Origin of the sequence: Shewanella seohaensis, assembly GCF_023283775.1 — a bacterium.
GTDB lineage: Bacteria > Pseudomonadota > Gammaproteobacteria > Enterobacterales > Shewanellaceae > Shewanella > Shewanella seohaensis.
On the sequence record NZ_JAKILE010000012.1, the window covers coordinates 14,951 to 39,334 of the forward strand.

Here is a 24,384-nt window from a genome sequence, read left to right on the forward strand (position 1 = left end):
TCTGGAGGGAAATCGCGGGGTGCTGTTGTTTAAGCTAATCGGGGACTTGGCTAATGGGGACTGGGCGGGCTAATTGAGGTCTAGGCTAACCAAAAGCGGAAATACGCAGGCAGTTGACCTGTCCAACGTTTAAAGGAACGCCTGAAATTACTGGCATCACTAAAAGATAGAGAATTAGCAATCGTGTGCGCATCTTGCTCGGGTTCGGCTAAAAAATACAGCGCCCGGATCAAACGCGTTTCGTCGGCAAGTTGCCCGTAACTTAAGCCCATCTCCGTCAGGCGGCGTTTTAAGGTTGCAGGGCTCATCTCCAGCGATTGTGCCATCTCTGGCAAGGAAAGAGTGCTGCGCATCAGTTTAAGGCGGATCCCTCCCGCCAACCCAAGGCGAAACTCGTGTGTTAACAACGCTTGGCGAGCCGCGAGGGTCATATTCGGCGCAGGAGCGATATTCGACGCTGACATTATATTTGGCGCCTGATCCAGCCTATTCTGTTGAGATACAATAGTTTGAGACGCTGTGGCTTGAGATACTAAGGCTATAGAGTCACCCACAGAATGACTAGTGCCATGATGAATCACACCATCATCGATGACACAATGATGAATGAGATTGTCATCCCTCTCTTCCCCAGTTGATACGGCATAGGCCGTGCTCTGGCGCGCAAATAATGAGAGTTGGCGTAACTGGGCTTTAGTCATCGAAATCCGGCAAAGGGGCGCATCGAAACTTAAGTCGGTACCAAAGTATTTATAGTAATGGGCCAAATTATCCGGCGCGCGGTAGGGAAAACACAGACTGCCGCGCCAAGCTTGCCCAAGCAGCTGCTTACAGGCTGCGGTAAGCGACGACAGACTCAGCTCAATCAAAAACTGCCGATGGCGCTGCATACCTAAGTCGAGACTCAAGAGATAATGCCACTCATGCTCGCCTTGACAGCACCAAGTTTGCAGCCAGGGCTGAGTGAGCCAATGATACTTATGCCAAACGCGGCTTAATGCCTGTAAATCCTGCGCGCAAAACATGGCCGCCGTCAGCGCGCCGCTTTGGGATGGCAACCAACGTTGACCCAATAAAAAACTTAAATCGCCACTTGGCCACAGGGAAAGCGCATTATCCAGCAGTCGTGATAATTGTTTGGGGCTAATAAGGTGATCGGGTTTGCGAATATCCCCGATAAAAATCCCCGTCCCGCGCAGTAACTTATCAGTATCCAATTCACGCTGCTTAAACAACATCACTAAACTTGCCACCAGCAATTGGCTATCGATACATTTATCCTGCCATGTGGCGAGCGCGCGCATCAGTTAAGCCCGCTTTCAGTCGAGGTGCTGCGCGAATGAAACGGCTGAGTGAAAGGTGCCGCCGAGGCGCGATACGCTTTTTGCTGTGATATTTTTTGATTCAACGATTGCAATAGCGTTGCAGCCTCAGCCTTTGGACTATTCTGCTTGTCCTGCCTATCCAATGCTTTGGGAGAGGGTAGCGTCCAAACCACTGAAACAGAGCAGCCCAACTCCCTCACCCCTTGCTGTATCTGCTCTGCCATCACACTTACTAAGGGCGGAATGGCGCCGCGCATCAGAATGATAAAGCGATCGCCAGCATAACGGCAGACTAAATCCTGACTTCTTAGGCTCGCGCTTAACCACAATGCTAACTGGGACAACAGCCTATCTCCCTCTTCAACGCCGTTTGATTCGTTGTATTGATGAAAATTATCGACATCAAGCATAATCAGACCAAATGATTGATTTTGCGATATTTGTCTAATGAGATGCTGTTCGAATGCCTTCGCGTCATTGAGTAAGGTCAAACCGTCGGTTAACTGATGTTCGCGGTGAAACTGCTCCCGAGTTTGTAGCTGGCGATTGACGACGGTTTGCTCATCGCGCCATAACCATAAACCGTAGGTCAGCACCAACAGCCCGACAGGCGTGGGCATCTTTTCAAACCAGTTATATACAGGAATGGTTTTGACGATAAAAATCTCGTCCAGTAAATCCAAATAACAACCCAAACAATAGCTTGAGAGGCCCGCAATCAACAGATTTGTCACTCGGCCCGAGGGGCGCACCGAGACCATCACCATCAACCAGCACATGCCGAGTACAAATAAGGCGCCCTCGGTGACCACATCAAACCAATCCACCGCCGTTACGGTTTTGGCCGTGGTGCTCTGCCAAAGCAGTAAAGGCACCATAAAGATGATCAGCAGACTCACGCCATAGACGCTGGCGAGTCGTAATGATTTTGCAGGAGTTTCCAAAATACACACCTTGTTTAATAAAGCCCTAAAAGGAGAATTAAGCCTTGATACTATGGGGACGCAAGTTAGCGGGCTTTTATGACAACTCAGTGACGTCACTTGTCGCGACTTTACGATAGAAAATACATGATTCAAATCTAAGCAATTAAATTTAAAGCTAAAAATAACCTTTCCAGCTCACAATACGCACTGCTACTGCGGCAAATTAGCTCAGGCAGTTTTCCGCTGGGTCGAGAAAAGTGCCATCTTCGCTTAATTTGAATCCCTGTTAACTCAATCTACGCCGTATTCTTAGCTCAAAAAGCATCGCGTCCCGCCCGAAAATAACGAGCCAAAATCTAAATAAACACTTTCTAACCCATTCTAAAACCGCGTTATTTTCACTTCAAACGGGATTGAATGATTCAATCATGCAAGCGCCCCATAACAGCCAACGCCTTCTTATTCGGCGTTGATTCTGTAAGCGTCATTTTGGCTCAGCCTTAGCTCAAAATCGCCATTTCAGTGGGTAAAAGTGGGCCAAACCGTACTGCTCAACGATGCCGTCACAAATCTGACATTTTGCTCCCCTAACTTGGCCGCCATTACAAATCAGCCTTCCCACAAGGCTTGCAATAACACTCAACTGAAACAACTGAAACGGAACTCAAGATGCAATCTCCAATCGCTCGACAATTAGGTTCTCTGCTGCCACAACAAGCGCATCCTGTCGCTAGGGTCCACAAACGTCTCACGTCGCGTCTCTCAGCCTTAAGCTTAGCCATGGTGCTCGCTGGACTGAGTCACAATGCTCTCGCCATAGGCAAACTTGAGGGGCAAATTCGCGATAACAGCAGCCAACAGCCCCTTGCAGGTGCGACCGTCACCTTAAAAGAGCTCAACCTTAGCCAACAAGCAGGCCGTGATGGGCGTTTCTTTTTTGTCGGTGTGCAGGATGGCGATTACACCTTAGTGGTCAACTACCTAGGTGCGATGCCGACCGAACATAGGATCAGCATTCGCGATAAACAAACCACACTGCAAGACATCAACTTAAATAGCCAAGATGTGGAGCATATCCGCGTGGTCGGCCAACAAGGCGCATTAAGTAAATCCATGAACCGCCAACGCGGCGCCGATAACGTGCTGAGCGTGGTCAGTGCCGATGTGCTGGGGAATTTCCCCGATAGCAATATCAGTGAATCGCTGCAGCGGGTGCCTGGACTGTCTATCGAGCGGGATCAGGGCGAAGGTCGCTTTGTGCGCGTGCGCGGTATGGCGCCTGACTATAACTCAGTATCGATGAACGGCACACGCTTGCCCTCACCCGAAAGCGATCGCCGTGCGGTTGCCCTCGATGTGGTGCCATCGGATCTATTGCAATCGGTAGAAGTGAGCAAAACCTTAACGCCGGATATGGATGCCGATGCACTGGGCGGCGCCATTGAGGTTAAAAGTCTGTCGGCCTTCGATCGCGATGACACTTATCTCAACCTTAACGCCGAGGCGAGCCAAGATACCTTAACCGACAATACCAATCCCAAACTCGCCGCCAGCTACAGCGATATCTTTGCCGACAAGCTAGGGGTAGCCATAGGTGCCAGTTGGTATAACCGTGACTTTGGCTCAGATAACGTCGAAACCGGTGGTAAATGGGAATTTGCCGGGGATAACGGCTTTGAGGATGCGGCGCTTGAATCCATTGATGCGCGGGATTATCAAATCAATCGCGAGCGTTTAGGCATAGGCGTGAACTTCGATTATCGCCCGAGCGATGATACCGATCTGTATCTGCGCACCCTTTACAGTGAGTTTGATGATACCGAAACCCGTAACAGCGCCAAAACTAAGTGGAAATCGCCGCAGCAAGCCAATGCCCTCAGCCAAGGCAAAACCACTCGCTCATTAAAATCACGCACCGAGAACCAGAACATCACCTCCTTTGTGCTCGGTGGTCAAACCCGTTTCGAACGCTGGACCTTTGACTATCAAGCAAGCCACAGCACCGCTAGCGCCGACAAACCGCGGGATATCGCCGGCGCCGACTTTGTCGCCAAGATTGATAACACGGGCTTTAGCAATACCAAACAGCCACAAATTATCGCCCCCGAAGACTATTACCAAAACGACAATTTTGAATTAGATAAGATAGAAATCGCCGCCTCCAAGGCCAAAGACACTATCAACAGTGGTCAACTGGATCTCACCCGCCAGTTAACCATTGCGGATTACAGTGTCGAGCTAAAAACTGGGGTCAAGCTAAGCCGCCGCGATAAATCCAATCGCGAAGATATTTGGATCTACAGCGACTTAGGCGATCAAGGCGTGAGTGATGAAGACTTGTTATTGAGTCAATATGCGGGCAATGAGCTTGACTATGACCTCGGCCGCTTTGGCAGCGGCATCAATGCTGCGCCGCTATGGCAGCTAATAGAAAGCCTCGATGCCGACAGCAATCGCGATGATATCGAGTCCACCATTAACGACTTTGATATCAGCGAAGATATCAACGCCGCCTACCTGATGGGCCACATCGATATCGATAAGCTGCGTATCTTAACAGGGCTGCGTTTCGAGCAAAATCAATGGGACTCTAGTGGCTACGGTTACGATGGCGCCAAGGGCGAGTTTATCGATATCAAGCATTCGCGCGATGAAGATCATTGGCTGCCCGCACTGCACCTCACTTACCGCTATAGCGACAATACCGTGCTGCGCGCCGCTTGGACCAACACCTTAGTGCGCCCGACATTCGGCCAATTGGCGCCGGGATATTTGCTCGAAGAGGATGATGGCGATATCGATTTAACCTTTGGCAATCCACAAGTTAAGTCGCTCGAATCGATGAACTTTGACTTAAGCCTCGAGCACTACTTCGGCAATATCGGCTTAATTTCGGCGGGACTGTTTTATAAAGATATCGACAACTTTATCTATCAGGCGGATCTAGCTGGTCGTGGCGATTATGTGGATGCCCATAGCGCCGTCACCTTTGTTAATGGCGACAGTGCCGACATCTACGGCGTCGAGCTCAGTTATGTGCAAGAGTTTAACTTTTTGCCCGAGCCCTTTAATGCGCTGGTGCTCAACTCTAACCTCACTTACACGGATTCCAGCGCCAAGATCAGTTGGCTGGAGGATGGCCAATTACTGAGCCGTGATATTCCCATGCCAAGCCAATCGGATCTCACCGCAAACCTGTCGCTTGGCTATGAAAACAGCTACGCCAGTGTCTGGTTATCGGCGGCCTATAAATCCGAATATTTACAAGAAGTCACTGAGCTCAGTGATGAGCGTTACGATCTCTATCAAGACAATCATTTGCAGTGGGATTTTGTCGCCAAGGCCCATTTAACCAGCAATTTAACCTTGTATTTCAAAGGGGTGAACCTGACCGACGAGCCCTACTACAGCTACACGGGTGACAGCAGCTATAACGCCCAATACGAAGCCTATGGCCGCACTTTCCAGTTAGGCGTGCAGTACACCAACTATTAATCACCCATTAAAAAAGAACAAAGATATGACAACAGCATTTACCCAAATTAGTGCCATAGCACTGACCTTAGGCCTTATCAGTGCGCCCTTGAGCGCATTAGCTCAACCCGTCTCAGTCCAAGCTTATAAAGGCAGCCAAGCCCAAGCCTTGCTGTTTAACAACGATAACCACGCAGTAAGCCCTGCCGCCGATTGGCTGTGGGTGAGTGAAAAGCAAGGTTTGATGCTACAAAGCATGTCAAGCGCGGATAAAACCTCGCTGCCCGCCGCGAAAACCTTAGTCAAAGGCGAGTTTGAGCTGTTAGCCTTTAGCGATCCCTATGCTTTAACGCTCGATCGCCGCGCCGATCGCATTCGCCCTATCATGATCAAACAGATAGAAGGCAAGGTCGCGACCAACGTGTTACCACTGCTGCCGATGGCGTCATTTGAAATCAATTGGATCTGCATTCAGCCAAGGCCGCAGGATGGCAATATCTATGCGTGGTTTGGCGGCGAAGACGGTTATAGCGAGCAATGGCTGTTAGGCGATGCCGGACACTTTATGCCGAAAAAGCTGCGCAGTCAGGCGATTCCCGTCAACAGCACCAGCTGCGCCATCGATGGCGACAAACTGTTAGTCAGTGAGCCAGAAGCTGGTGTCTGGCAATTTGATGCCAGCCCCTTCGCCGATAACAGCGCTAAGTTGGTGCTCGCCGCGCTCAATAATGATATCGCGGGCATGCAAGTCATCGATGGCAAGTTATTGTTAAGCGATAAAAAAGGCGCCATTACCTTAGATCAACAGGCTATTGCGAACTACGACTTAGGGAAGGTACAGGGATTCAGTGGTTATCTAAGCGGAACCAGCACCAACAAGGCAATCCAGTTTGCCCTCTATGATGATAAAACCGATCAGTACTTATTTAGCCAAGCAGTCTTGCCTGTAGAGCAGAGTCAATCAAATAACGAGTCCAGCGATAAGATTATCGAAATCCCTGCTTGGGTTGAAAGCGCGCCATCCGATAGGCCCGGCGATACCATGGACGATCCGGCGATTTGGGTGCATGCAACTCAACCGGAAAAAAGCCTAGTGCTTGGCACCAACAAACGTTGGGGACTATTGAGCTTTAATATGCGTGGCGAGCAGGTTCAAGCCCTGCCATCGGGGCGTATCAATAACGTCGATCTGCGCCAGCAAGTGATGCTGGGCGGTAAAAAACGCGATATCGCGGTGGCGACCCTAAGGGATAACGACAGCCTCGCCTTCTATGAAATCGATGCTGAAGGGAAGCTCTACGAGTATCCCAATCAAGCCACCAATTTGGTGGATATTTATGGCATGTGCCTGTATCAAGATGCCGATAGCCTGTATGTGTTCGCTAATGAAAAGTCTGGCCGCATCGCCCAATACCGCGTCGATTGGCAGGCAAATGGCCCAAGTATTAAGCTGGTGCGTGATATCCATACCCCAAGCCAAGTCGAAGGTTGTGTGGTCGATGAAGCTCAACACGCGCTGTTTATTGGCGAAGAAGACAAAGGCATTTGGCGCTTTAATGCCAAGGCCAATGGCGGCACTCAAGGCGAACTCATCATTAAAGCCGAGGGCGATTTAGTTCCCGATGTCGAAGGGATTTCACTCTACCAAGGCGCGACTATTCGCGGTAAAAAGCAGGATCTGCTGGTGGTCTCCAGCCAAGGCGATAACAGTTACTTGCTGTATCAGGCGCAGCCGCCCTACGCCCAATTAGGCAAGTTTCGCCTTGGAATGAACCTTAACGGGATGGAAAATGGCCGTGAAACCAGTATCGATGGCAGCAGTGAAACCGATGGCTTAGCCGTGACTCACTTAAGCGTCGGCACGGGTGCTTGGCAACAGGGGATGCTAGTGGTACAGGATGGACACAATCATTTACCCGATAATAATCAATCTTTTAAATGGTTGCCTTGGCGCAGTATTGTCGAGAAGTTATCGCTTAACTGAGTATTTCGCCAACTGAAATCGGCATCTTCTGGCGAGACGAATGATAACCGAGTCCGAGTGGCTCGGTTTGTTTTTGCCTTGAACCTTTATGCTTGAAACTCGCATCTTGAGCCTGAAATCGCTATACTCCGCGCCCAAATATGTGGCCAATAACTAGCTCGATATTGCAACCCTTTGCGGTTGTCAGCTTTTTAAGCCGTTATTAACGACTTTTTCCTAGGATATACCCTTGATCTCTACCGCAAATATCACCATGCAATTCGGCCCAGAGCCATTATTTGAAAATATCTCGGCAAAATTTGGCAACGGCAACCGTTATGGTTTGATTGGCGCAAACGGCTGCGGCAAATCGACTTTTATGAAGATCTTAAGTGGCGCCCTCGCCCCAACCTCGGGCAATGTGTCTATCACGCCGGGGTTAAAGGTCGGCACCCTAAGCCAAGATCAATTCGCCTTCGAGCAATACACAGTTATCGATGCGGTGATCATGGGCGATACCCAGCTGTGGAAAATCAAGCAAGAGCGTGACGCGATTTATGCCAAACCCGATATGACCGAAGAAGACGGCATGCGTGTGGGCGATCTCGAGAGTGAATTCGCCGAAATGGACGGCTACAGCGCAGAGAGCCGCGCGGGCGAAATTCTGATTGAAGCCGGTATCGAAGAATCCTTCCACTATGGCCCTATGTCACAGGTTGCCCCCGGTTGGAAACTGCGCGTACTGTTAGCCCAAGCCCTGTTTGCTAACCCCGATATTCTGCTGCTCGACGAGCCCACCAACAACTTGGATATTCACACCATCAGTTGGCTCGAAACTGAGCTGAATAAGCGCAAATGCACCATGATCATCATTTCCCACGACAGACACTTCTTAAATGCTGTCTGTACCCATATGGCGGATATCGATTACGGTGAACTGCGGATTTATCCCGGTAACTACGAATACTTCCTCGAGCAATCGGCCCTGCAGCGCGAACAACTGCTGTCGAGCAACGCCAAGAAGAGCGCCGAGATTGAAGAACTACAGGACTTCGTTAACCGCTTTGGGGCTAACGCCTCTAAGGCAAAACTCGCCAGCTCACGCGCCAAGCGCATGGACAAAATTAAGCTGGATGAGGTCAAATCCTCCAGCCGTATTGCGCCATCGATTCGCTTCGCGCCGGGCAAAAAGATGCACCGTCAGGCATTGGTGCTTGAGAACCTCGCCCACGGTTTTGATGGCGAATTATTATTCAAAGGCGGCGATTTAATCCTCGAAGCCGGTGCAAAGCTTGCGATTATCGGCGAGAACGGCGTAGGTAAAACGACTTTATTACGCTGTTTAGTCAATGAGTTAATCCATAATCAAGGCGTGATTAAGTGGTCCGAAAACGCTTCCATTGGTTACTGCCCTCAGGACAGCACCAGCGACTTCGATAATGATTTGACTATTATTGAATGGATGGACCAATGGCGTCAGCCAAAACACAACGATTTAATGGTGCGAGCCATGTTAGGTCGTTTGCTGTTTACCGAAGATGATGCCAACAAAAAAGCGAAAAACTGCTCAGGTGGTGAGAAAAACCGTTTAATTTTCGGCAAGTTAATGATGCAAGATATCAACGTCATCATTATGGACGAACCGACTAACCATATGGATATGGAAGCGATTGAATCCTTAAATAATGCCCTCAAAGATTTTGAAGGCACATTGATTTTCGTCAGCCACGACCGCGAGTTCGTGTCCTCGTTAGCGACCCGCATTATCGATATTCGGGATAGAAAATTGGTGAACTTCCAAGGAACCTTTGATGAGTATCTGGCAAACCTTGCCAGTGCATAATCCTGCTACTGTGTGATAAGCCTTTTTTAAAAGGCTTTATCCATTGCCCTTTAAAATTACTCAATAAAGTTACCTAATAAAAAGACGCTTCACTCTACTCGAGATAAGCGTCTTTTTTATACCTCTCATATCCCCCTTTTATCCTCCCCTTTATAGCACCCTGTGACTGACGGCTTCATTCCGTCTTCGCTTCCACCAAAGCAGCAAGTTGCGTTAATGATTCCTGCCAGCCTAAGTAACACATCTCCTCTGGGATCACGGCTGGGATACCCTCCTGCACTATCTGCAAATTGGTACCGCAGGAGACCTCGGTTAACGCGATAGTCACCTGCATCACCCCAGGCAGATGTTCATCATCAAATTGGTCGGTATGGCGAATAAGTGTGTTGGGGATAAGCTCGGTATAGATCACCTTAAAGGAGTGACTGTGCCCAGTCGCAAATTGGGTAAAACTCATGGAATACCCTGACCCAACGGCTAATTCAAACTCATGAATCGTTCCCACAAAGCCGAAAGGTGGTAACCAACGCTCTAGGGCCGCTTTATCGGTAAACGCCTTGTAGACTAACGCCGCAGGCGCGCGTAGCACTCTATGTAACTTCACTGTACCTGTGTTATTGGGCATATCCTTATCCTTCCAGTTGCTTATAGGCCAATGATGTTCTTAAAGATAGCGCAAGAATCCCATTCGTTATCACCTGCGCGAGAATATTAACTGTCCCCTCAGCTTGAAATGGTTGGCTCAACGCGGCGATGCTTAAACTGCATTAAGTGCAATGACTTAGCATCAGAGTCCGACTGCTGCTGAGCGATATCCAGCCGTTCTGCGGCGAGAGTGAATGCCAGATTTGTGCTGTTAGAGGTTTCCGTTATTTGCCCTTTATATTGAGCGATTAAACTCAAAAGTCCCGACTCATTCACCACATTTTTAGGCAACGGCGTTTTAAAGCTAGCCTCATCGCTAAACACTACGACCGAATGGAGCCCTTCGACTAACCCTAAGCAATGGGCAACCGCCAAACAATGTTTATAGTTCTGATGGAGAGGATTTTTAAAGCGGGTTTGTTTGGTAAAGATTTTTTGCGTCCACTGGGCTTGCTTCTCGCCGCCAAATATCCAGCCGGAGTAATTTTTAACTTCAAGGACGAACACGCCGAAATGGGTCAGTAAAACTAAATCCACCTCTGTCAAAGCAGGCGTACCTTCAGTTATCTCATCCATAGGTAAAATTAAATTGCGGTAAAGTCGGAAGTCCTCATCTTTGAGTTCTTGTTTCAGTAACTTAGCGACCCGCTTTTCCCCCTGTTGTCCTAACCTTTCTGCTCGGTATCGTCTGAGTGACGGACGAAATAACAAGGTAGCTATCGCCAACACCAGCAAAAGGATTGGAATAACCAAAATAATCGACAACGACTCGAACATTGAAGAGATGGGAGACATTGTGCTTGGCGCGGACGTAGGTTTCGCTGTTACCACGACAGGTATTATATTGGGTTTCTGCTTAGACAAGTCATGGCGAATCGTAGTTGGCGTTGCAGGCGGCTTTAGCGTGGATTTAACACCGTTGGCGACGGGCTGCTGGCAATGCTCGTCAAATCTTGCCTTAAGCTCTTGGTAGCGCGGCGTAGTGGGATGCCAATCTTGCATCTCACTTTGGATAAGAATACAGATGGCCTCAGAGTCTTGTTTCACCAACGCCCATGCCGTTGAGCAAGATAAGCCGATACTCAAAGCGCTCATCCACAAGATTAACGTTCGAAAAACCATGGGATAAGCCCACTTATCTTTGACGCGTCCCTTCACTCTGTCTGTACTCCTGTACGGTTTGTTAATGCCCATGGCGGTTATAGAACACTTGTTGGCATGTGTTTTTATCTTGCAAGATTTAGCCAGTGCTACATTTGACTGAAATGTATCATATCGGTCTCTCGCGACATAAATATCGAGTGAAATCACAGCTCAAGCACCGCATTTTCTCAACCTTGGTTTACACTCTTAGGGTATCGAATAAGCAGAAAATCCCACTAATTGTGCCGACTAATACTTATGAGGTATTGCATACGCGCCAGCAGTGCACCAGCTTATCCTATAAATTCTGATGGTGGTGATAGCCTATGAGTCTTGAAGAATCCTTAGAACAACTAAAACGTCAGTACTTACATGCACTACCCGATAAGAAGAAACAAATTATCACCCTGTGGATCTCGCTACGGAAAAACTGGCAGAGCCATATGCTGTCGGCGGTCTACCGTGAAGTCCATAACTTAAAAGGCTCCTGCGAAACTTTTGGCCTTACCGACACCAAAGAGATTGTCGATAAGCTTGAACTGCTGTTAAAAAATTTACTCGATTCGCCCGCACCAGCGCTGAATGTGATCAAAAGCTTAGATACCCTCTTCCACCAGCTGCTGCAAAATAACCTCCGTGGTGAGCCAGCGGCCCCCGTGGTTGAAGCGCAAATGCAGCACAGTCCCTATAAACCGACAAAAGCACGGCACGAGTATCGAATTGCGATTATTGAGGATGACAACAATGTCGGGGCGATGATAACAAAGCAGCTGCATGAGTTTGGCTTTAATGTGCAGCACTTTTTAAACTTCACCGACTTCCTCGAAATTCAAAATACCTCGCCCTTCGATTTGATTTTATTAGATCTCATCTTGCCCGATTATACCGAAGAAGCCTTATTTACCGCGGCGACCGAGTTTGAGAAGCACAATACCCGTGTATTTGTTCTCTCTTCCCGCGGTGATTTTGAGATGCGACTGCTGGCGATCCGTGCCAATGTCAGCGAGTATTTTGTCAAACCCGCCGAAACCACCCTGCTGGTACGCAAGATCCACCAGTGGCTCAAAATGTCAGAAAAACAGCCGCTTAAAATTTTGCTGGTGGACGATCAGCAATCCATGGTCGATTATTTTTCCAGCCTGCTTCGCAGTCATGGGCTGATGGTAAAAGGCATGACCAAACCCGAGCAAGTGCTGCCGACCCTAGAGCAATTTGAGCCAGATCTGTTTATTTTCGATTTGTATATGCCCGATGTGAATGGTTTAGAGCTGGCGAAAATGATCCGCCAATTAGATAAATACAGCTCAAGCCCTATCCTAGTGCTCAGCTCCGACGACACTATGCAGAACAAAGTCAGCATCATTCAGGCGGGTTCCGACGATTTAATCTCGAAACAAACCGCGCCGAGTCTGTTTGTGACGCAAGTGATTTCCCGCGCCCAGCGTGGCCATGATATTCGAAGCTCCGCCAGCCGCGATAGCTTAACCGGACTGCTCAATCACACCCAGATCCTCGTTGCCGCCCGCCGCTGTTTTAACCTTGCCAAACGCATCAACTCCTCGGTGTGCATTGCTATGCTGGACTTAGATCACTTTAAGCAAGTGAATGATACCTATGGGCATTCTGGCGGCGACAAAGTGCTATTAGCCTTTGCTCATCTGTTGCAGCAATCCCTGCGCCCCGTCGATTTTATGGGTCGTTACGGCGGCGAAGAATTTATGCTGGTCTTACCCGATCTACCCGCCCCCTTAGCTATAGCCAAGCTTAATGCTATTCGCGAGAGCTTTAGCCATATTGTGTTTGTCGAAGAAGGCGCCGAATTTAAAGTCACCTTAAGCGGGGGCTTAGCCTTCTCGACCGAATGCAGCGAGTTTCAAGACTGTTTATTGCTGGCGGATAAAAATCTGTATGAGGCAAAACGTACGGGACGTAACCGTTTGATCACTACCTTAATAAAATAAACCTTACTCTGGCGATAATCTCATTATGTTAGGGCTTTAAAAAATTGATCAATGGTAGTGTGCATGACTAACTAAACGAATGCGCACAAATAAGATTGCTATGTGGAATGACAAGGTAGCGCGTCATTTGCCATTGTTTGCGATTGATAAGAACAAGATGTATTGACGCGCTAGGACTGCAATCTTAACAGACGTTGTCAGTGATTTTAGTCTCGCTTAAGCGAGGCTAAATAATTGAGCATCTTATCCGCCAGTTGCGGCAGTTCGACGACATGATGGATAACGCCGCGTTTGATCGCTTCCCTTGGCATGCCGAACACCACACAACTCTGCTCTCCCTGCGCAAAGGTTTTACCGCCCTGTTCATCGATTAACGCCATCCCATCGGCGCCATCTTTGCCCATCCCAGTTAAAATCGCCGCAGTGGTATTGGCCCCCGCGCACTCGGCAACCGAGTTAAATAGCACATCGACCGACGGCCTATGGCCACTCACCTTGTCGCCCTGGGTCAAGCGGGTCTTAAAACTGCCGCCGACCTTAATCACTTCTAAATGCTGATCCCCCGGCGCAATATACACATAACAGGGCAGCAAACGTTCGCCATCTTCAGCCTGTTTGACATTCAAACGGGTGAGTTTATTTAGCCGCTCAGCAAAAGTGCGAGTAAAGCCCGGTGGCATATGTTGGGTGATCACAATCGGTGGCATCACCGCCGGAAACTGCTGTAACAGTGACAAAATGGCTTCGGTACCGCCAGTGGAGGCGCCTATTGCCACCAATTGCGTGTTGATTACTCGGTTGCTCAGCGCGGGTTTATGGCTAGGTTGCACCACGACGGCAGGAGCTGCTCGTTGGGTTTTCAGTTTAGCGTGGGCGGCCGATTTAATTTTCTCCAAAATTAAATCTTGGTATTCATTAAAATCCTGGGGCGAATCTAATTTCGGCTTGGGGATAAAATCTACCGCTCCGAGGGCGAGCGCGTTAAATGTAGCGTCCGCGCCTTCTTCGGTTAACGACGAAATCATCACCACCGCCGTGGGTCTAGCCTTCATTAAGCGGTCTAAAAAGGTCAAGCCATCCACTTTAGGCATTTCAATATCTAAAGTGATCACATCGGGGCGATGCTGATTGACCATATCCTTGGCCATGTAGGCATCGGCGGCCATGCCCACGAGGGAAAGTTCGCTATCGGCTTCGATCATCTTGCCCAATAAGTTACGGATCAATGCCGAATCATCAACCACCAGTACTTTTATCGTCATGTCTTAGTCACCAAAGAGTTCCACATCTCCGCCACTCGGCAAATTCCTGATCCTTAGGCGATACTCACTTTCCCTGTCCATAATGGTGCTATTATGCATTGTTCTGATTTTTCTAACTTTTACTAAACCTGTCGCCGGAAAAAAATACACTTTTCGAGGATAATAATCGAGTAAGTCTGCAGCTAAGATGGGGATTTGTTCCATCTGCAAATATTCGAGCACAAACTCCGCATTGCGCTCACCGATATTATGGGCGGTGATCCCATTGAGCATATTTCCGCCCCCGAACACTTTCGCGACCAAGGCACGGCGCCGCGCACCGAGTTTGAGCAATTCGTTGATCAGCAACTCCATGGCGTACACACCATAACGGGCTGAATCGGTTAAGATCCCCGAACTGTTGCCATTATCACTCGGTAATAAAAAATGATTCATTCCACCAATTTTTAAATCGGGATCGGAGAGGCAAACGGACACACATGAGCCTAGCACTGTGACTATCATGGTTTGATCGCGGGTAGCGAAAAACTCCCCCGGCAGAATTTTGACCGCATCACAGCCAAAATGATGGTCATAATAGCGATTCGGCTCGATAACGGGGTATTCAATATTCGGCTTTGGCACTCATCAAGCTCCCTTTACCGCCTTGTAGGTTGTCTGGCCTACTGGCTTTATGATTTGGGGGAACATATTAAAGTTCTCCGAATGGCCTGCGATGTAGAGTCCATCATCGGCAAGGGAAAGCATCATGTGTTTAAGGATGCTTTCCTGCGTAGTTTTATCGAAATAAATCATCACGTTTCGACAAAAAATCACATCGATTGGCGTCTTGATTGACCAAAACTCATCGACTAAATTGAGCCGGGTAAACTGCAGCATCTGTTTGAGCTCTGGCACCACGCGCACATTGCCTTGTTGTGCCCCACGCCCTCGCTGAAAAAACGCCTTCTTGCGATCGGCATTTACCGCCTCGATACGCTCGATAGGATAGATGCCCAGTTGCGCCTTTTTCAGTACGCCGCTGTCGATATCCGAAGCAATGATTTCGATGGGCGTGTTAAAGCGGCCGAAATGTTCCGCGACCACCATAGCAATGGAGTAAGGCTCTTCCCCCGTGCTACTGGCCGCACACCAGATCCTTTTGGTGTGCGGGTGAGCCTGTAAATATTGTTTTAAGATCTCAAAGTGATGGGGCTCGCGAAAGAACGCCGTCTGATTAGTCGTTAGCGCATTAATAAACTCCTGATGTTCACTCTCGTGCGCCTGCAAATACTCAAAATACGCAGTAAATCCCGCTAACTTGAGCGCCCTTATCCGCCGGACTAAACGGCTGTACACCATGGCGTCTTTACTGTCGGCTAACTTAATGCCGGCAAATTGGTACAGCCGAGTTTTCACCGTATTAAAGTGCGCCGCCGTAAAAACAAACTCTTTCCCTAGAGGTTGATGTTCGCTCAATCAAAAATCTTCCCATTCATCTTGGTCGGCTTTATTGACCTTTGGCGCCATCGCCTTAGGTTTAACGGGCATGCGAGTCACAGTCGATGGCGGTTTTACCGCTAACTTCTTGTGGCTCGCCACGGGTTTTGGCGCAGCTGTGGTGTCTTCGTCCACGGTAAAGTTGGCCACACTGTCCGCTAACTGCTGCGCCTGCGATTGCATGCTTTCGGCTGCGGCGGCGGCTTCCTCCACTAAGGCCGCGTTTTGCTGTGTCATTTCATCCATTTGCACTACGGCTTTACTGATCTCATCGATACCGATCGCCTGCTCATTCGAGGCTGAGGCAATTTCGGCCATGATGTCGTTCACCCGTTTAATGGCGATGACGATTTCTTTCATGGTGTCGCCGGATTTGCCGACTAAGCTGTTACCGCTTTCGATTTTGGTCACCGAGTCGGAGATCAAGGCTTTAATGTCCTTGGCTGCATTGGCCGAACGTTGGGCCAAACTTCTCACCTCTGAGGCCACCACCGCAAATCCACGACCTTGCTCGCCGGCTCTAGCCGCTTCGACCGCCGCATTTAGCGCTAAGATATTGGTTTGGAAGGCTATGCCATCAATAACACCGATAATATCGGCAATCTTGCGTGCCGATTCGTTAATCGATGCCATGGTTTGTACCACTTGCTGGATAAGTTCGCCCCCATCGACGGCAACATCGGCGGCCTTAGAGGCAAGCGCATTAGCCTGACTGGCGTTGTCGGCATTTAGCTTCACCGTGCCTGTCAGTTCTTCCATACTCGCCGAAGTTTGTTCAAGACTCGATGCTTGCTCCTCAGTGCGGCTCGACAAATCAGCATTGCCCTGAGCGATTTCTGAAGAGGCGGTATTAATGGTATCGGCGGCCTTTTGAATGTCTCTTATCATGTAAGAGAGCTTTTCAGCGGTTTGATTTGAATAGTTTTTCAAATCATTAAAGGTGCCTTCGTAATCGTTATAGATACGCGTGGTTAAATCGCCTTCGGCTAGCGCCATCAACACCCGCGCCACATCCTGTAGACCGCGATCCGAGGTTTCAATCAAGGCATTGAGGCTGTTCGCCAGCATTAAGAAGAAGCCCTGCTTACCTTGTGTCTCAGCCCGTTGGGAGAAATCCCCCGCCGCAGCCGCATTGACGATGCGCGAGATTTCCTGCTCGATTTGCACTTCGACCGTGCGGTCGAGCCATTCGACAACTGAACCTAACCGCTCACCCGTTTTGGAAATAATCGGGCTTGCGGTTAAGCGGAAGTGACAACTGGCCACTTTGATTTGCGATTCATATTTACGGTCGAGCTTATCTAACAGACTGGCTTGATGGGCAGGATTCTTATGGAAAATATCCATAGAGCTGCCAAGAATTTTATCGACGGAGAAATGCGGCAGCGCTTGCCTGATCTCATTCTCCGATTGGCGCAGCATCGATTCCACCGAGCGGTTCATATAGATGATGGTGCGGTTGGCATCGGCGATCATCACATTGGTACTGGTATTATTCAGCGCCTCTAAAATGCGCTGCGTCGCCCGCTCGGACTCTATGCTCTCCGTTCTATCAATCCATTCAACCCCCGTACCTAAGTGTTTATTTTCACGGGTGATAATGGGCGTCAGGATCAGCTTAAAAGTCCGCTTTCCTATGGTGATTTGCGCCGTATGGGATTGGGTAAGGCGCTCGAGCATATTGCGTTGATGAGCCGGATTTTTATGGAAAATATCGATATTACTGCCCACCACCTTGGCCACAGAGAACTGCGGCAGCTCTTTGCGAATGTCCGCCTCAGCCTCGGATAACATATTCAATACCGCTTTATTGGCGTAGATAATATTGCGGTTGCTGTCGGCGATCATAAAGCTGTTGCCGCTGTTATCTAATAATTGGAAATAGCGTTGCAGCTCCTCTTCCTTTTGCTGGCGCGCCTCTTCATTTCCAAACACATTGAAAATACCCATTATGATTACTCCTGATCAGACAGACTATTTGCATCAATTAGACCCAGCTCATCACTGCTGATCAGAGCCTGTATATTTACCAAAATGATCATCTTGTCTTCTACCGTTGCCAGCCCCTTGAGGTAACGGCTATCGAAGGCCACCCCAAATTCGGGGGCGGGTAGAATTTCTTCGGCGGCGAGTTTAATCACATCCGACACCGCATCGACGACAATCCCGACGATACGGTCAAACACATTCAACATAATGACGATGGTGAACTCGTTGTAGGTCGCACTGCCCACGGCAAACTTCATCCTTAAATCGACAATCGGTACGATATCGCCCCTAAGATTCAGTACGCCTTTGATAAAACTCGGCGCATTGGCGATTTTGGTGACAGGCTCATACCCGCGGATCTCCTTCACCGACATAATGTCGAGCGCATAATGCTCTTCACCCAGCACAAAACTTAAAAACTCGACCTCATCGTGGACGCTGTACTCCTGCTTACTCACCGTGTTCGTGCGGTTATCCATTGCGACATCCTTAGTTAATTTTTGATATGCAGTGCAAGTGATTCAACATCGAGGATCAAGGCCACGCTGCCATCGCCCATGATGGTCGCCCCCGATACGCCGGGGATCCGCCGATAGTGTTTTTCAAGGCTCTTGATCACCACTTGTTGCTGCCCGACGAGAGCATCGACACACAGGCCAAAGCGTTTATTATTGCTTTCGAGCAAGACCACTATGCCGGCTTCTGGCGTCTTGGCTTGGGGTTCTATTTCCATTAATTGATAGAGGTTTAGCAGGGGTAAATATTCTTCCCGCACCCTGAGTAACCGCTCTTTGGCCAAAAATTTAAGCTGCTCGGTTTGCGGTTGTATCGATTCGATAATGTGTACTAAAGGTAAGATATAGATTTGATTACCTACGCTGACGCTCATGCCATCGACAATGGCTAAGGTAAGGGGAAGCTGGATTTCGAAGGTCGCGCCCTGACCCGCCACGGAATCAATATCAATCCGACCACCTAAGGCCTCAATATTCTTGCGCACCACGTCCATACCCACGCCGCGCCCCGAGACATCGGTAACCTCAGCCGCCGTTGAGAACCCTGCAGCAAAAATTAATTGCCACACTTGTTTGTCCGTCATGTTCTCGGGCAACGCCATGCCATTTTCCCGAGCCTTTTGCAAAATGCGCTCACGGTTTAAACCGCCACCATCATCGTGGACGGCGATCACTATACTGCCGCCGCGCTGACTGGCTTTAAGGGACAAGACACCGGCTTCACTTTTGCCTTCTGCAAGTCTTTTTTCTGGTTTTTCAATACCATGGTCAAGACTGTTACGAACAAGGTGGGTGAGCGGATCGACTAACTTTTCAATCATCCCCTTATCAATTTCAGTGTTACCGCCCTCAATCACCAGACTGACATTTTTGCCAAGCTGATCCGATAAATCCCGCACCAGTCGATGAAAACGGTTAAACACGAACGACACGGGTAACATGCGCACCGACATGACAGCTTCCTGCATTTCCCGGGTATTGCGTTCTAACTCATTAAGCGCCGTTTTTAGCCGCTCACCTAATTCGCCGCCCAGCTCATTACCGATAAGGGTGAGCATGGATTGGGTGATCACCAATTCACCCGCAAGATTAACTAGCGTATCTATCTTGGAGGTTTCTACCCTCAACGTGGCATCTTGGCTGGCGGCACTGGCCTTTTTCGCTGCGGGTTGACTACTGCTGCCGGATGCAGAGCCTATGGTTGAAGTAGAAGATTGTGGCGGCATTGCCTCGGCTTTAGCCGCCGATTTGGCAGGCTGTTTACAGACTTCTTGTGCGGGCTTTTTGGCTCGAGTCGATTGCGACTTTGAAGTGTCCGCTTCTGCTCGAGGCGCTGGCACCTGATTAGTGATGGACTTCTCTTTGACCGATGTTGAAGTTAAGGCATCAATTTCAGTGGCGAATGTTTCGGGTGTTAATGATTCAAAAAAGCCGTAGCCTAATTCATCATCTAGCGCATCGTCGCTAACAGTCGCGACTTGATTGGCAGCCAGATCAGCAACCGTCAGTTCCTGCGGTGTCGAACTCTGCTCAGTTACAGTAGATGCGTGAATATCCTCGGCGCGGATTTCCTTTGCGGTATAGGCCTCATCAAAAAAGCCGAAATGTTCCGTTTCATCGACTAACCCTAGCTCCACTTCATCCTCAAAAAAACCGAAGCTATCGTCTACTGATTGAGTCGCTACACTTGGCTTAACCGCTGCTTGTAAGGGTTTATCTTCGCTCTGATGATTGGCATTAGCAGCGCTTACCCCACTTGTCACATTAGCGGTTTGAGTGGAAAAGGGTTCACCATTTAAGGCTGCCACCAGCTGGTTTTTGGCAAATTCCACCTGCTGCCAATCGATGGGTTCCTCTTCCCGATAGAGGTTTAAAATATGTGAAAGGGTATCCACGGTACGAAGCAAGAGATCAATGACAGAAGAGGAAAGCTCAAACGTGCCCTTTCGGGTTTTATCGAGCAAATTCTCCATTACGTGGGTCACGCTAGTCAGCGCGGTAAAACCAAAGATGCCACTGCCCCCTTTAATCGAATGGGCAGCGCGGAAAATGGTATTTAATTCTTCGGGATCGGGGGCGTCTAAATCTAATGCAAGGAGCAATTGCTCCATATTTTCAAGATGTTCGTGGCTTTCTTCAAAAAAAACCTGATGGAACTCTGCCATATTAATGGACATAGCACACCCCGACCTAGGTTAGCCCAGCACTTTGGCTGTAATAGCTAATAGCTTCTGCGGGTCAAAGGGCTTGACCATCCATCCCGTAGCGCCTGCGGCTCGACCTTGCGCCTTCATATCTTCACCGGCTTCGGTGGTCAGCATGACAATGGGCGTGCGCATAAACGCCGTCATGGCTCTGAGGGATTTAATGAGCGTCAAACCGTCCATACGGGGCATATTTTGATCCGTCAAAATAAAATCGAATCGTTGTCCGCCACATAAATCTAGGGCTTCACGACCATCTTTTGCGAGCACGACTTGATAATTTGCCGACTTTAACGTCGCCTCAACCATCTGTCTGATCGCGGCCGAGTCATCAACAATTAATATTTTTTTGCTCATTTACCATTCCATTATGACTTTAGTTTTATTTCCTGGAGCTACTAACTCATAGCTCTTAGAGAGGGATTTAACCAATAAAAGACCACGACCCGAAATTTGAAACCAATCTGCGATTTCCTCCTGCTCCTTCGGCACATACCCATCACCACTGTCGGATACAGTGATCCTGAGTTCACTGAGTTGTGCATGCCATTCCAGCTCAACCTTGACCCAATCTTCAGCCTTAAGCTTGTCTATGCTGCTTTCACGTATGCTGTGGTATAACTCAAAACGTTCAGGATCATTTTTAAGACGAGAGTCTAACTTGAGCACACCATGGTCAACTGCGTTAGTAACTAACTCAGAAACAACAGTAAATACCCTCTGACTAAACGTAGTAGAAAACCCAAAAATATTCAAAAACTGATTCAGTGAATTTAAATAGTCGGCATTTAATAACATGGCGCCCATCATTTTAATGGCCCAAGTAAACTCGCCTTTCATACAAATTTGACTCGATTTATGTTCTCGTTCTCGATACCAGTTATGTAATAACTCGAAATCGAGTACACACACCGCAATATCATCGGTGATCTCGTGTTCAAAAATGGTTTTGAGTTTTGTTCTTAGGTATTCAGTTAAATCGCGACCATAAAAACTCAACAACGAAATCACGCTGTCCATGCCAAAAAATGTGCCGCCTTTACTCTGTTGCTCAATTAATCCGTCACTGAGTAAACAGATCCGCCCCGTCCGCGGAATGGGAAACGAGGCAATATTCGCGATAAACGCACTGGGCGACAAAATGCCTAGAGCCATATTTTTAGAGCGGTATTTCTGTATATGCTCATGCTCGGCATAAGCCGAATCGCTTTCCAATTCATCTTGATAAAGCAATGCGTCCGGCATGCCGCCATTCCAGAGATTGATTTGATTTTTAAAGAAATCTATCTCTAAGACCACGGCCGCCACAAAACGATCGCCGGGGCTGTCTTCATACACGTTGGCATTAAGTTCATAAATCAAACTGACGAGATTAAAGCCTTTCGCCACCATGGCCCTGAAGGTATTGGCTACCCGCAAAATCGGCATTGCCGCACTTAATCCATGGCCGGTAGAATCCGCAATAATTAAGAAAAAGTTTCCGTTGGGACCAACGGTATTAAGAATAATATCGCCGCTAAAATTAGCACTTGCTTGAGTAAAGGATTTGACGAAATCAAAACTGACATTGCGAATATTGACAAGATGCTCAAATAAATGCCTTGCCATTTGTTCTTCACGGGCCTTTTGATAGAGCATTTTTTCTAATATTGAGCGTTGTTGCTTAACTTGTTTTTCTAAGGAAAAATGCGCTAATAACCCTTCAACTTTATGCCAGAACAGTTCTAAATTAATCGGTTTAATAATAAAATCTAAGGCCCCTAAACGAAAGCAGGATATTATTTTTTGATATTCGTTATCCGCGCTGATAACAATTACTGGCACGGGCGATTCTCGGTATCGCAGTCTTTCTAATAACGTCAGGGCGGTGCCATCGGGCAAATAATAGTCTAATAAAATAAGTTCGATATTTTGCTGATTAATTTCTTCGTTTGCTTCTTCCAGATTACAGCAAGTAATCACCCCCCAACCTTTACTGTGAATAAACGCCGTAATAATTTGGTTTGTGACTAAGTCATCATCAATGACCAGAATATAACGTTGGCTTTTAGGCACTTACACATCCCGTTCAACAAGATACAAACGTCCCATATTGGCAATCGTTATAATTTCTTCCGCTTGCCCATGCAGTCCCCGAATCGCCGTGCTGATCTGACGCTCAAGCGCCTTACGATGCAGCAGCACCATCATCCCCAGTGCCGAGCTATCAATGTAGAGCACGCGGCTAAAATCCAGCACTAAGTGCTTAATGTCCTCTTCGAGAAAGGCCTTTTGATAATCGCTGGTGAATTTTTTATGATGATAAAAATCAAAACGTTCTGGCAAAGAGATATAAAAAATATTAGCCATCACAATCTTCCCTGTTTAGAAAAGCTCAATCTCACCACAACTGATTTGACTTGCGGATACTGGATTATGGGTGTTGGTACGCCGACCACTGATCTGTGAAACTAAACCATCACACTGCTCATCGAATTCTTCGGGCGACATTGCCGTGACCCGATTTAAGGATTCACGCAAGTGCTGCAAACTCTGATTGGTATAAATCAAACTTTGCGAGGTGATATCGCTAAATTGTAAGCCACGAATCGTGTCGGCAATGGCACTCTCTAATTCGTGGGCGGAGGCGTCGATGCGGTCAATGACCACAGCGTCTTTTTCAGCTTTTACAATGATTTGTTCTAGCGCCGTATCGAGATCTTTTTTCGCCTCGATAATATAAGACATATCCTGAGCGGCGACTTTACTCACTTGATGGGTTAACTGTTCAATTTGTACTTGAATTGTATGTAACTGTTTTTGAATACTTTCACTAAAACCAGCGCTGCGATTAGAAAGGGCACGCACCTCATCGGCCACCACGGCAAAGCCCCTACCCGCATCCCCTGCACGGGCGGCCTCAATTGCCGCGTTCAATGCCAGTAAATTGGTTTGCGAAGAGATTTGGTCGATATCCTTCAAGGCCTTCATCGCCTGCGGCATGGATTCATAAATCACATTCACTTTCTCGAGCAAATCGATATTGGAAGCTGACATCTCAATGGTCGATTGAATAAATCGCTCCAGCGTGGTCGAGGTGTTATTAGCAAATAGCTTCATCTGCTCAGAATGGAAAATCTCTTCATCATCCGTGCTATGCACCAGTGCTGAAATAAACTCGCTTTGCTCGTGCATTAACTTACCTAGGCCATCGAAGGCGCCACCCAATAGGTCGACTGCATCCGACTGCACCGACAGCACATCGTCGATACTCTGCTCACAGGTTTTTAGTGACACAGACACTTCTTGATACAGCGTCAGTTGGTCTTGCCAATCGGCGCGAGTACCAGACGTAGCATAGGCATGGGAGATGGGTTGAGACACTGAAGATTGTCGATGAAACTGCCAAGCGAGCATAATGGTCACGGCGACTAAGGTACTCAGCATAAAACTGACTAGGCTGCCGATGAAATATCCTATTACTGCAGCAAACACTGCAACAATGCCATCCTTGTATGTCATAGAGACTTCGCAATTATTGATCTGTGATTAAAAAGTAGTTTCATATTCAGGGGTTTTCAAACAACTAATCGACTTTTTTCACTAAAATCAGAACGGCATGCGCAAAATGGATACGCTATACAGGCATTCGGTCTGCAGTCAGGCGAATGACTGA

The 24,384-nt window shown here is 48.2% G+C and carries 18 protein-coding genes; 4 read left to right on the plus strand and 14 right to left on the minus strand.

Annotated elements, in window-relative coordinates; genetic code table 11:
• Positions 1–80 precede the first annotated feature (80 nt).
• Positions 81–1,304, minus strand: coding sequence for an AraC family transcriptional regulator (locus tag L2713_RS14245; RefSeq protein WP_248968331.1), 1,224 nt, complete (start codon positions 1,302–1,304; stop codon positions 81–83).
• Positions 1,304–2,269, minus strand: a complete 966-nt coding sequence (locus L2713_RS14250) for a diguanylate cyclase domain-containing protein (RefSeq protein WP_283105300.1) — start codon at positions 2,267–2,269, stop codon at positions 1,304–1,306. The genes L2713_RS14245 and L2713_RS14250 overlap by 1 nt, the downstream gene beginning before the upstream one ends.
• 651 nt (positions 2,270–2,920) lie before the next feature.
• Here L2713_RS14250 and L2713_RS14255 point away from each other — a divergent pair.
• The 3 genes from L2713_RS14255 (at position 2,921) to L2713_RS14265 (ending at position 9,531) form a co-directional block, all read left to right on the plus strand.
• The gene (locus tag L2713_RS14255; protein ID WP_248968333.1) at positions 2,921–5,746 is read left to right on the plus strand and encodes a TonB-dependent receptor; all 2,826 of its coding nucleotides are present in this window, start codon (positions 2,921–2,923) and stop codon (positions 5,744–5,746) included.
• Positions 5,747–5,771: 25 nt separating this feature from the next.
• Positions 5,772–7,709, plus strand: a complete 1,938-nt coding sequence (locus tag L2713_RS14260; RefSeq protein ID WP_248968334.1) for a phytase — start codon at positions 5,772–5,774, stop codon at positions 7,707–7,709.
• A 229-nt stretch (positions 7,710–7,938) separates the two neighbouring features.
• Positions 7,939–9,531, plus strand: a complete 1,593-nt coding sequence (locus L2713_RS14265; protein ID WP_248968335.1) for an ABC-F family ATPase — start codon at positions 7,939–7,941, stop codon at positions 9,529–9,531.
• A 175-nt stretch (positions 9,532–9,706) separates the two neighbouring features.
• Here L2713_RS14265 and L2713_RS14270 read toward each other — a convergent pair whose 3' ends face one another.
• Together L2713_RS14270 and L2713_RS14275 are read right to left on the minus strand one after the other, a co-directional pair.
• Complete coding sequence (locus L2713_RS14270) at positions 9,707–10,156, minus strand: SRPBCC family protein (protein ID WP_248968336.1); 450 nt, start codon at positions 10,154–10,156, stop codon at positions 9,707–9,709.
• A gap of 98 nt (positions 10,157–10,254) precedes the next feature.
• Complete coding sequence (locus tag L2713_RS14275; RefSeq protein WP_248968337.1) at positions 10,255–11,262, minus strand: nuclease-related domain-containing protein; 1,008 nt, start codon at positions 11,260–11,262, stop codon at positions 10,255–10,257.
• Between the two features lie 383 nt (positions 11,263–11,645).
• Here L2713_RS14275 and L2713_RS14280 point away from each other — a divergent pair, with 383 nt between their 5' ends.
• Complete coding sequence (locus L2713_RS14280) at positions 11,646–13,280, plus strand: diguanylate cyclase (RefSeq protein ID WP_248968338.1); 1,635 nt, start codon at positions 11,646–11,648, stop codon at positions 13,278–13,280.
• 206 nt (positions 13,281–13,486) lie between these two features.
• Here L2713_RS14280 and L2713_RS14285 read toward each other — a convergent pair whose 3' ends face one another.
• From L2713_RS14285 to L2713_RS20535, 10 genes are read right to left on the minus strand one after another with little or no spacing between them, the layout of a single operon-like run.
• On the minus strand, positions 13,487–14,542 hold the full coding sequence (locus tag L2713_RS14285) for a protein-glutamate methylesterase/protein-glutamine glutaminase (RefSeq protein ID WP_011626102.1): 1,056 nt from the start codon (positions 14,540–14,542) through the stop codon (positions 13,487–13,489).
• A 3-nt stretch (positions 14,543–14,545) separates the two neighbouring features.
• A complete protein-coding gene (cheD, locus tag L2713_RS14290; protein ID WP_086904262.1) occupies positions 14,546–15,166 on the minus strand; it encodes a chemoreceptor glutamine deamidase CheD in 621 nt (206 codons plus the stop codon).
• A 3-nt stretch (positions 15,167–15,169) separates the two neighbouring features.
• Positions 15,170–16,000 carry a CheR family methyltransferase gene (locus L2713_RS14295; protein ID WP_248968339.1) on the minus strand — a complete coding sequence of 277 codons (831 nt, stop codon included), beginning with the start codon at positions 15,998–16,000 and terminating at the stop codon, positions 15,170–15,172.
• A complete protein-coding gene (locus L2713_RS14300; RefSeq protein ID WP_248968340.1) occupies positions 16,001–17,971 on the minus strand; it encodes a methyl-accepting chemotaxis protein in 1,971 nt (656 codons plus the stop codon).
• Between the two features lie 5 nt (positions 17,972–17,976).
• Positions 17,977–18,489 (minus strand): chemotaxis protein CheW, encoded by a 513-nt coding sequence (locus L2713_RS14305; protein ID WP_011622855.1) that lies wholly within the window; start codon positions 18,487–18,489, stop codon positions 17,977–17,979.
• A gap of 14 nt (positions 18,490–18,503) precedes the next feature.
• Complete coding sequence (locus L2713_RS14310; protein WP_248968341.1) at positions 18,504–20,702, minus strand: chemotaxis protein CheA; 2,199 nt, start codon at positions 20,700–20,702, stop codon at positions 18,504–18,506.
• An 18-nt stretch (positions 20,703–20,720) separates the two neighbouring features.
• Positions 20,721–21,086 carry a response regulator gene (locus L2713_RS14315; RefSeq protein ID WP_011626096.1) on the minus strand — a complete coding sequence of 122 codons (366 nt, stop codon included), beginning with the start codon at positions 21,084–21,086 and terminating at the stop codon, positions 20,721–20,723.
• Positions 21,087–22,784: a SpoIIE family protein phosphatase gene (locus tag L2713_RS14320; RefSeq protein WP_248968342.1), complete on the minus strand. Its 1,698-nt coding sequence runs from the start codon at positions 22,782–22,784 to the stop codon at positions 21,087–21,089. It abuts the gene before it with no gap.
• The gene (locus L2713_RS14325) at positions 22,785–23,078 is read right to left on the minus strand and encodes an STAS domain-containing protein (protein WP_086904268.1); all 294 of its coding nucleotides are present in this window, start codon (positions 23,076–23,078) and stop codon (positions 22,785–22,787) included. It abuts the gene before it with no gap.
• 15 nt (positions 23,079–23,093) lie between these two features.
• The gene (locus tag L2713_RS20535) at positions 23,094–24,230 is read right to left on the minus strand and encodes a methyl-accepting chemotaxis protein (RefSeq protein ID WP_283105301.1); all 1,137 of its coding nucleotides are present in this window, start codon (positions 24,228–24,230) and stop codon (positions 23,094–23,096) included.
• Positions 24,231–24,384: the final 154 nt, after the last annotated feature.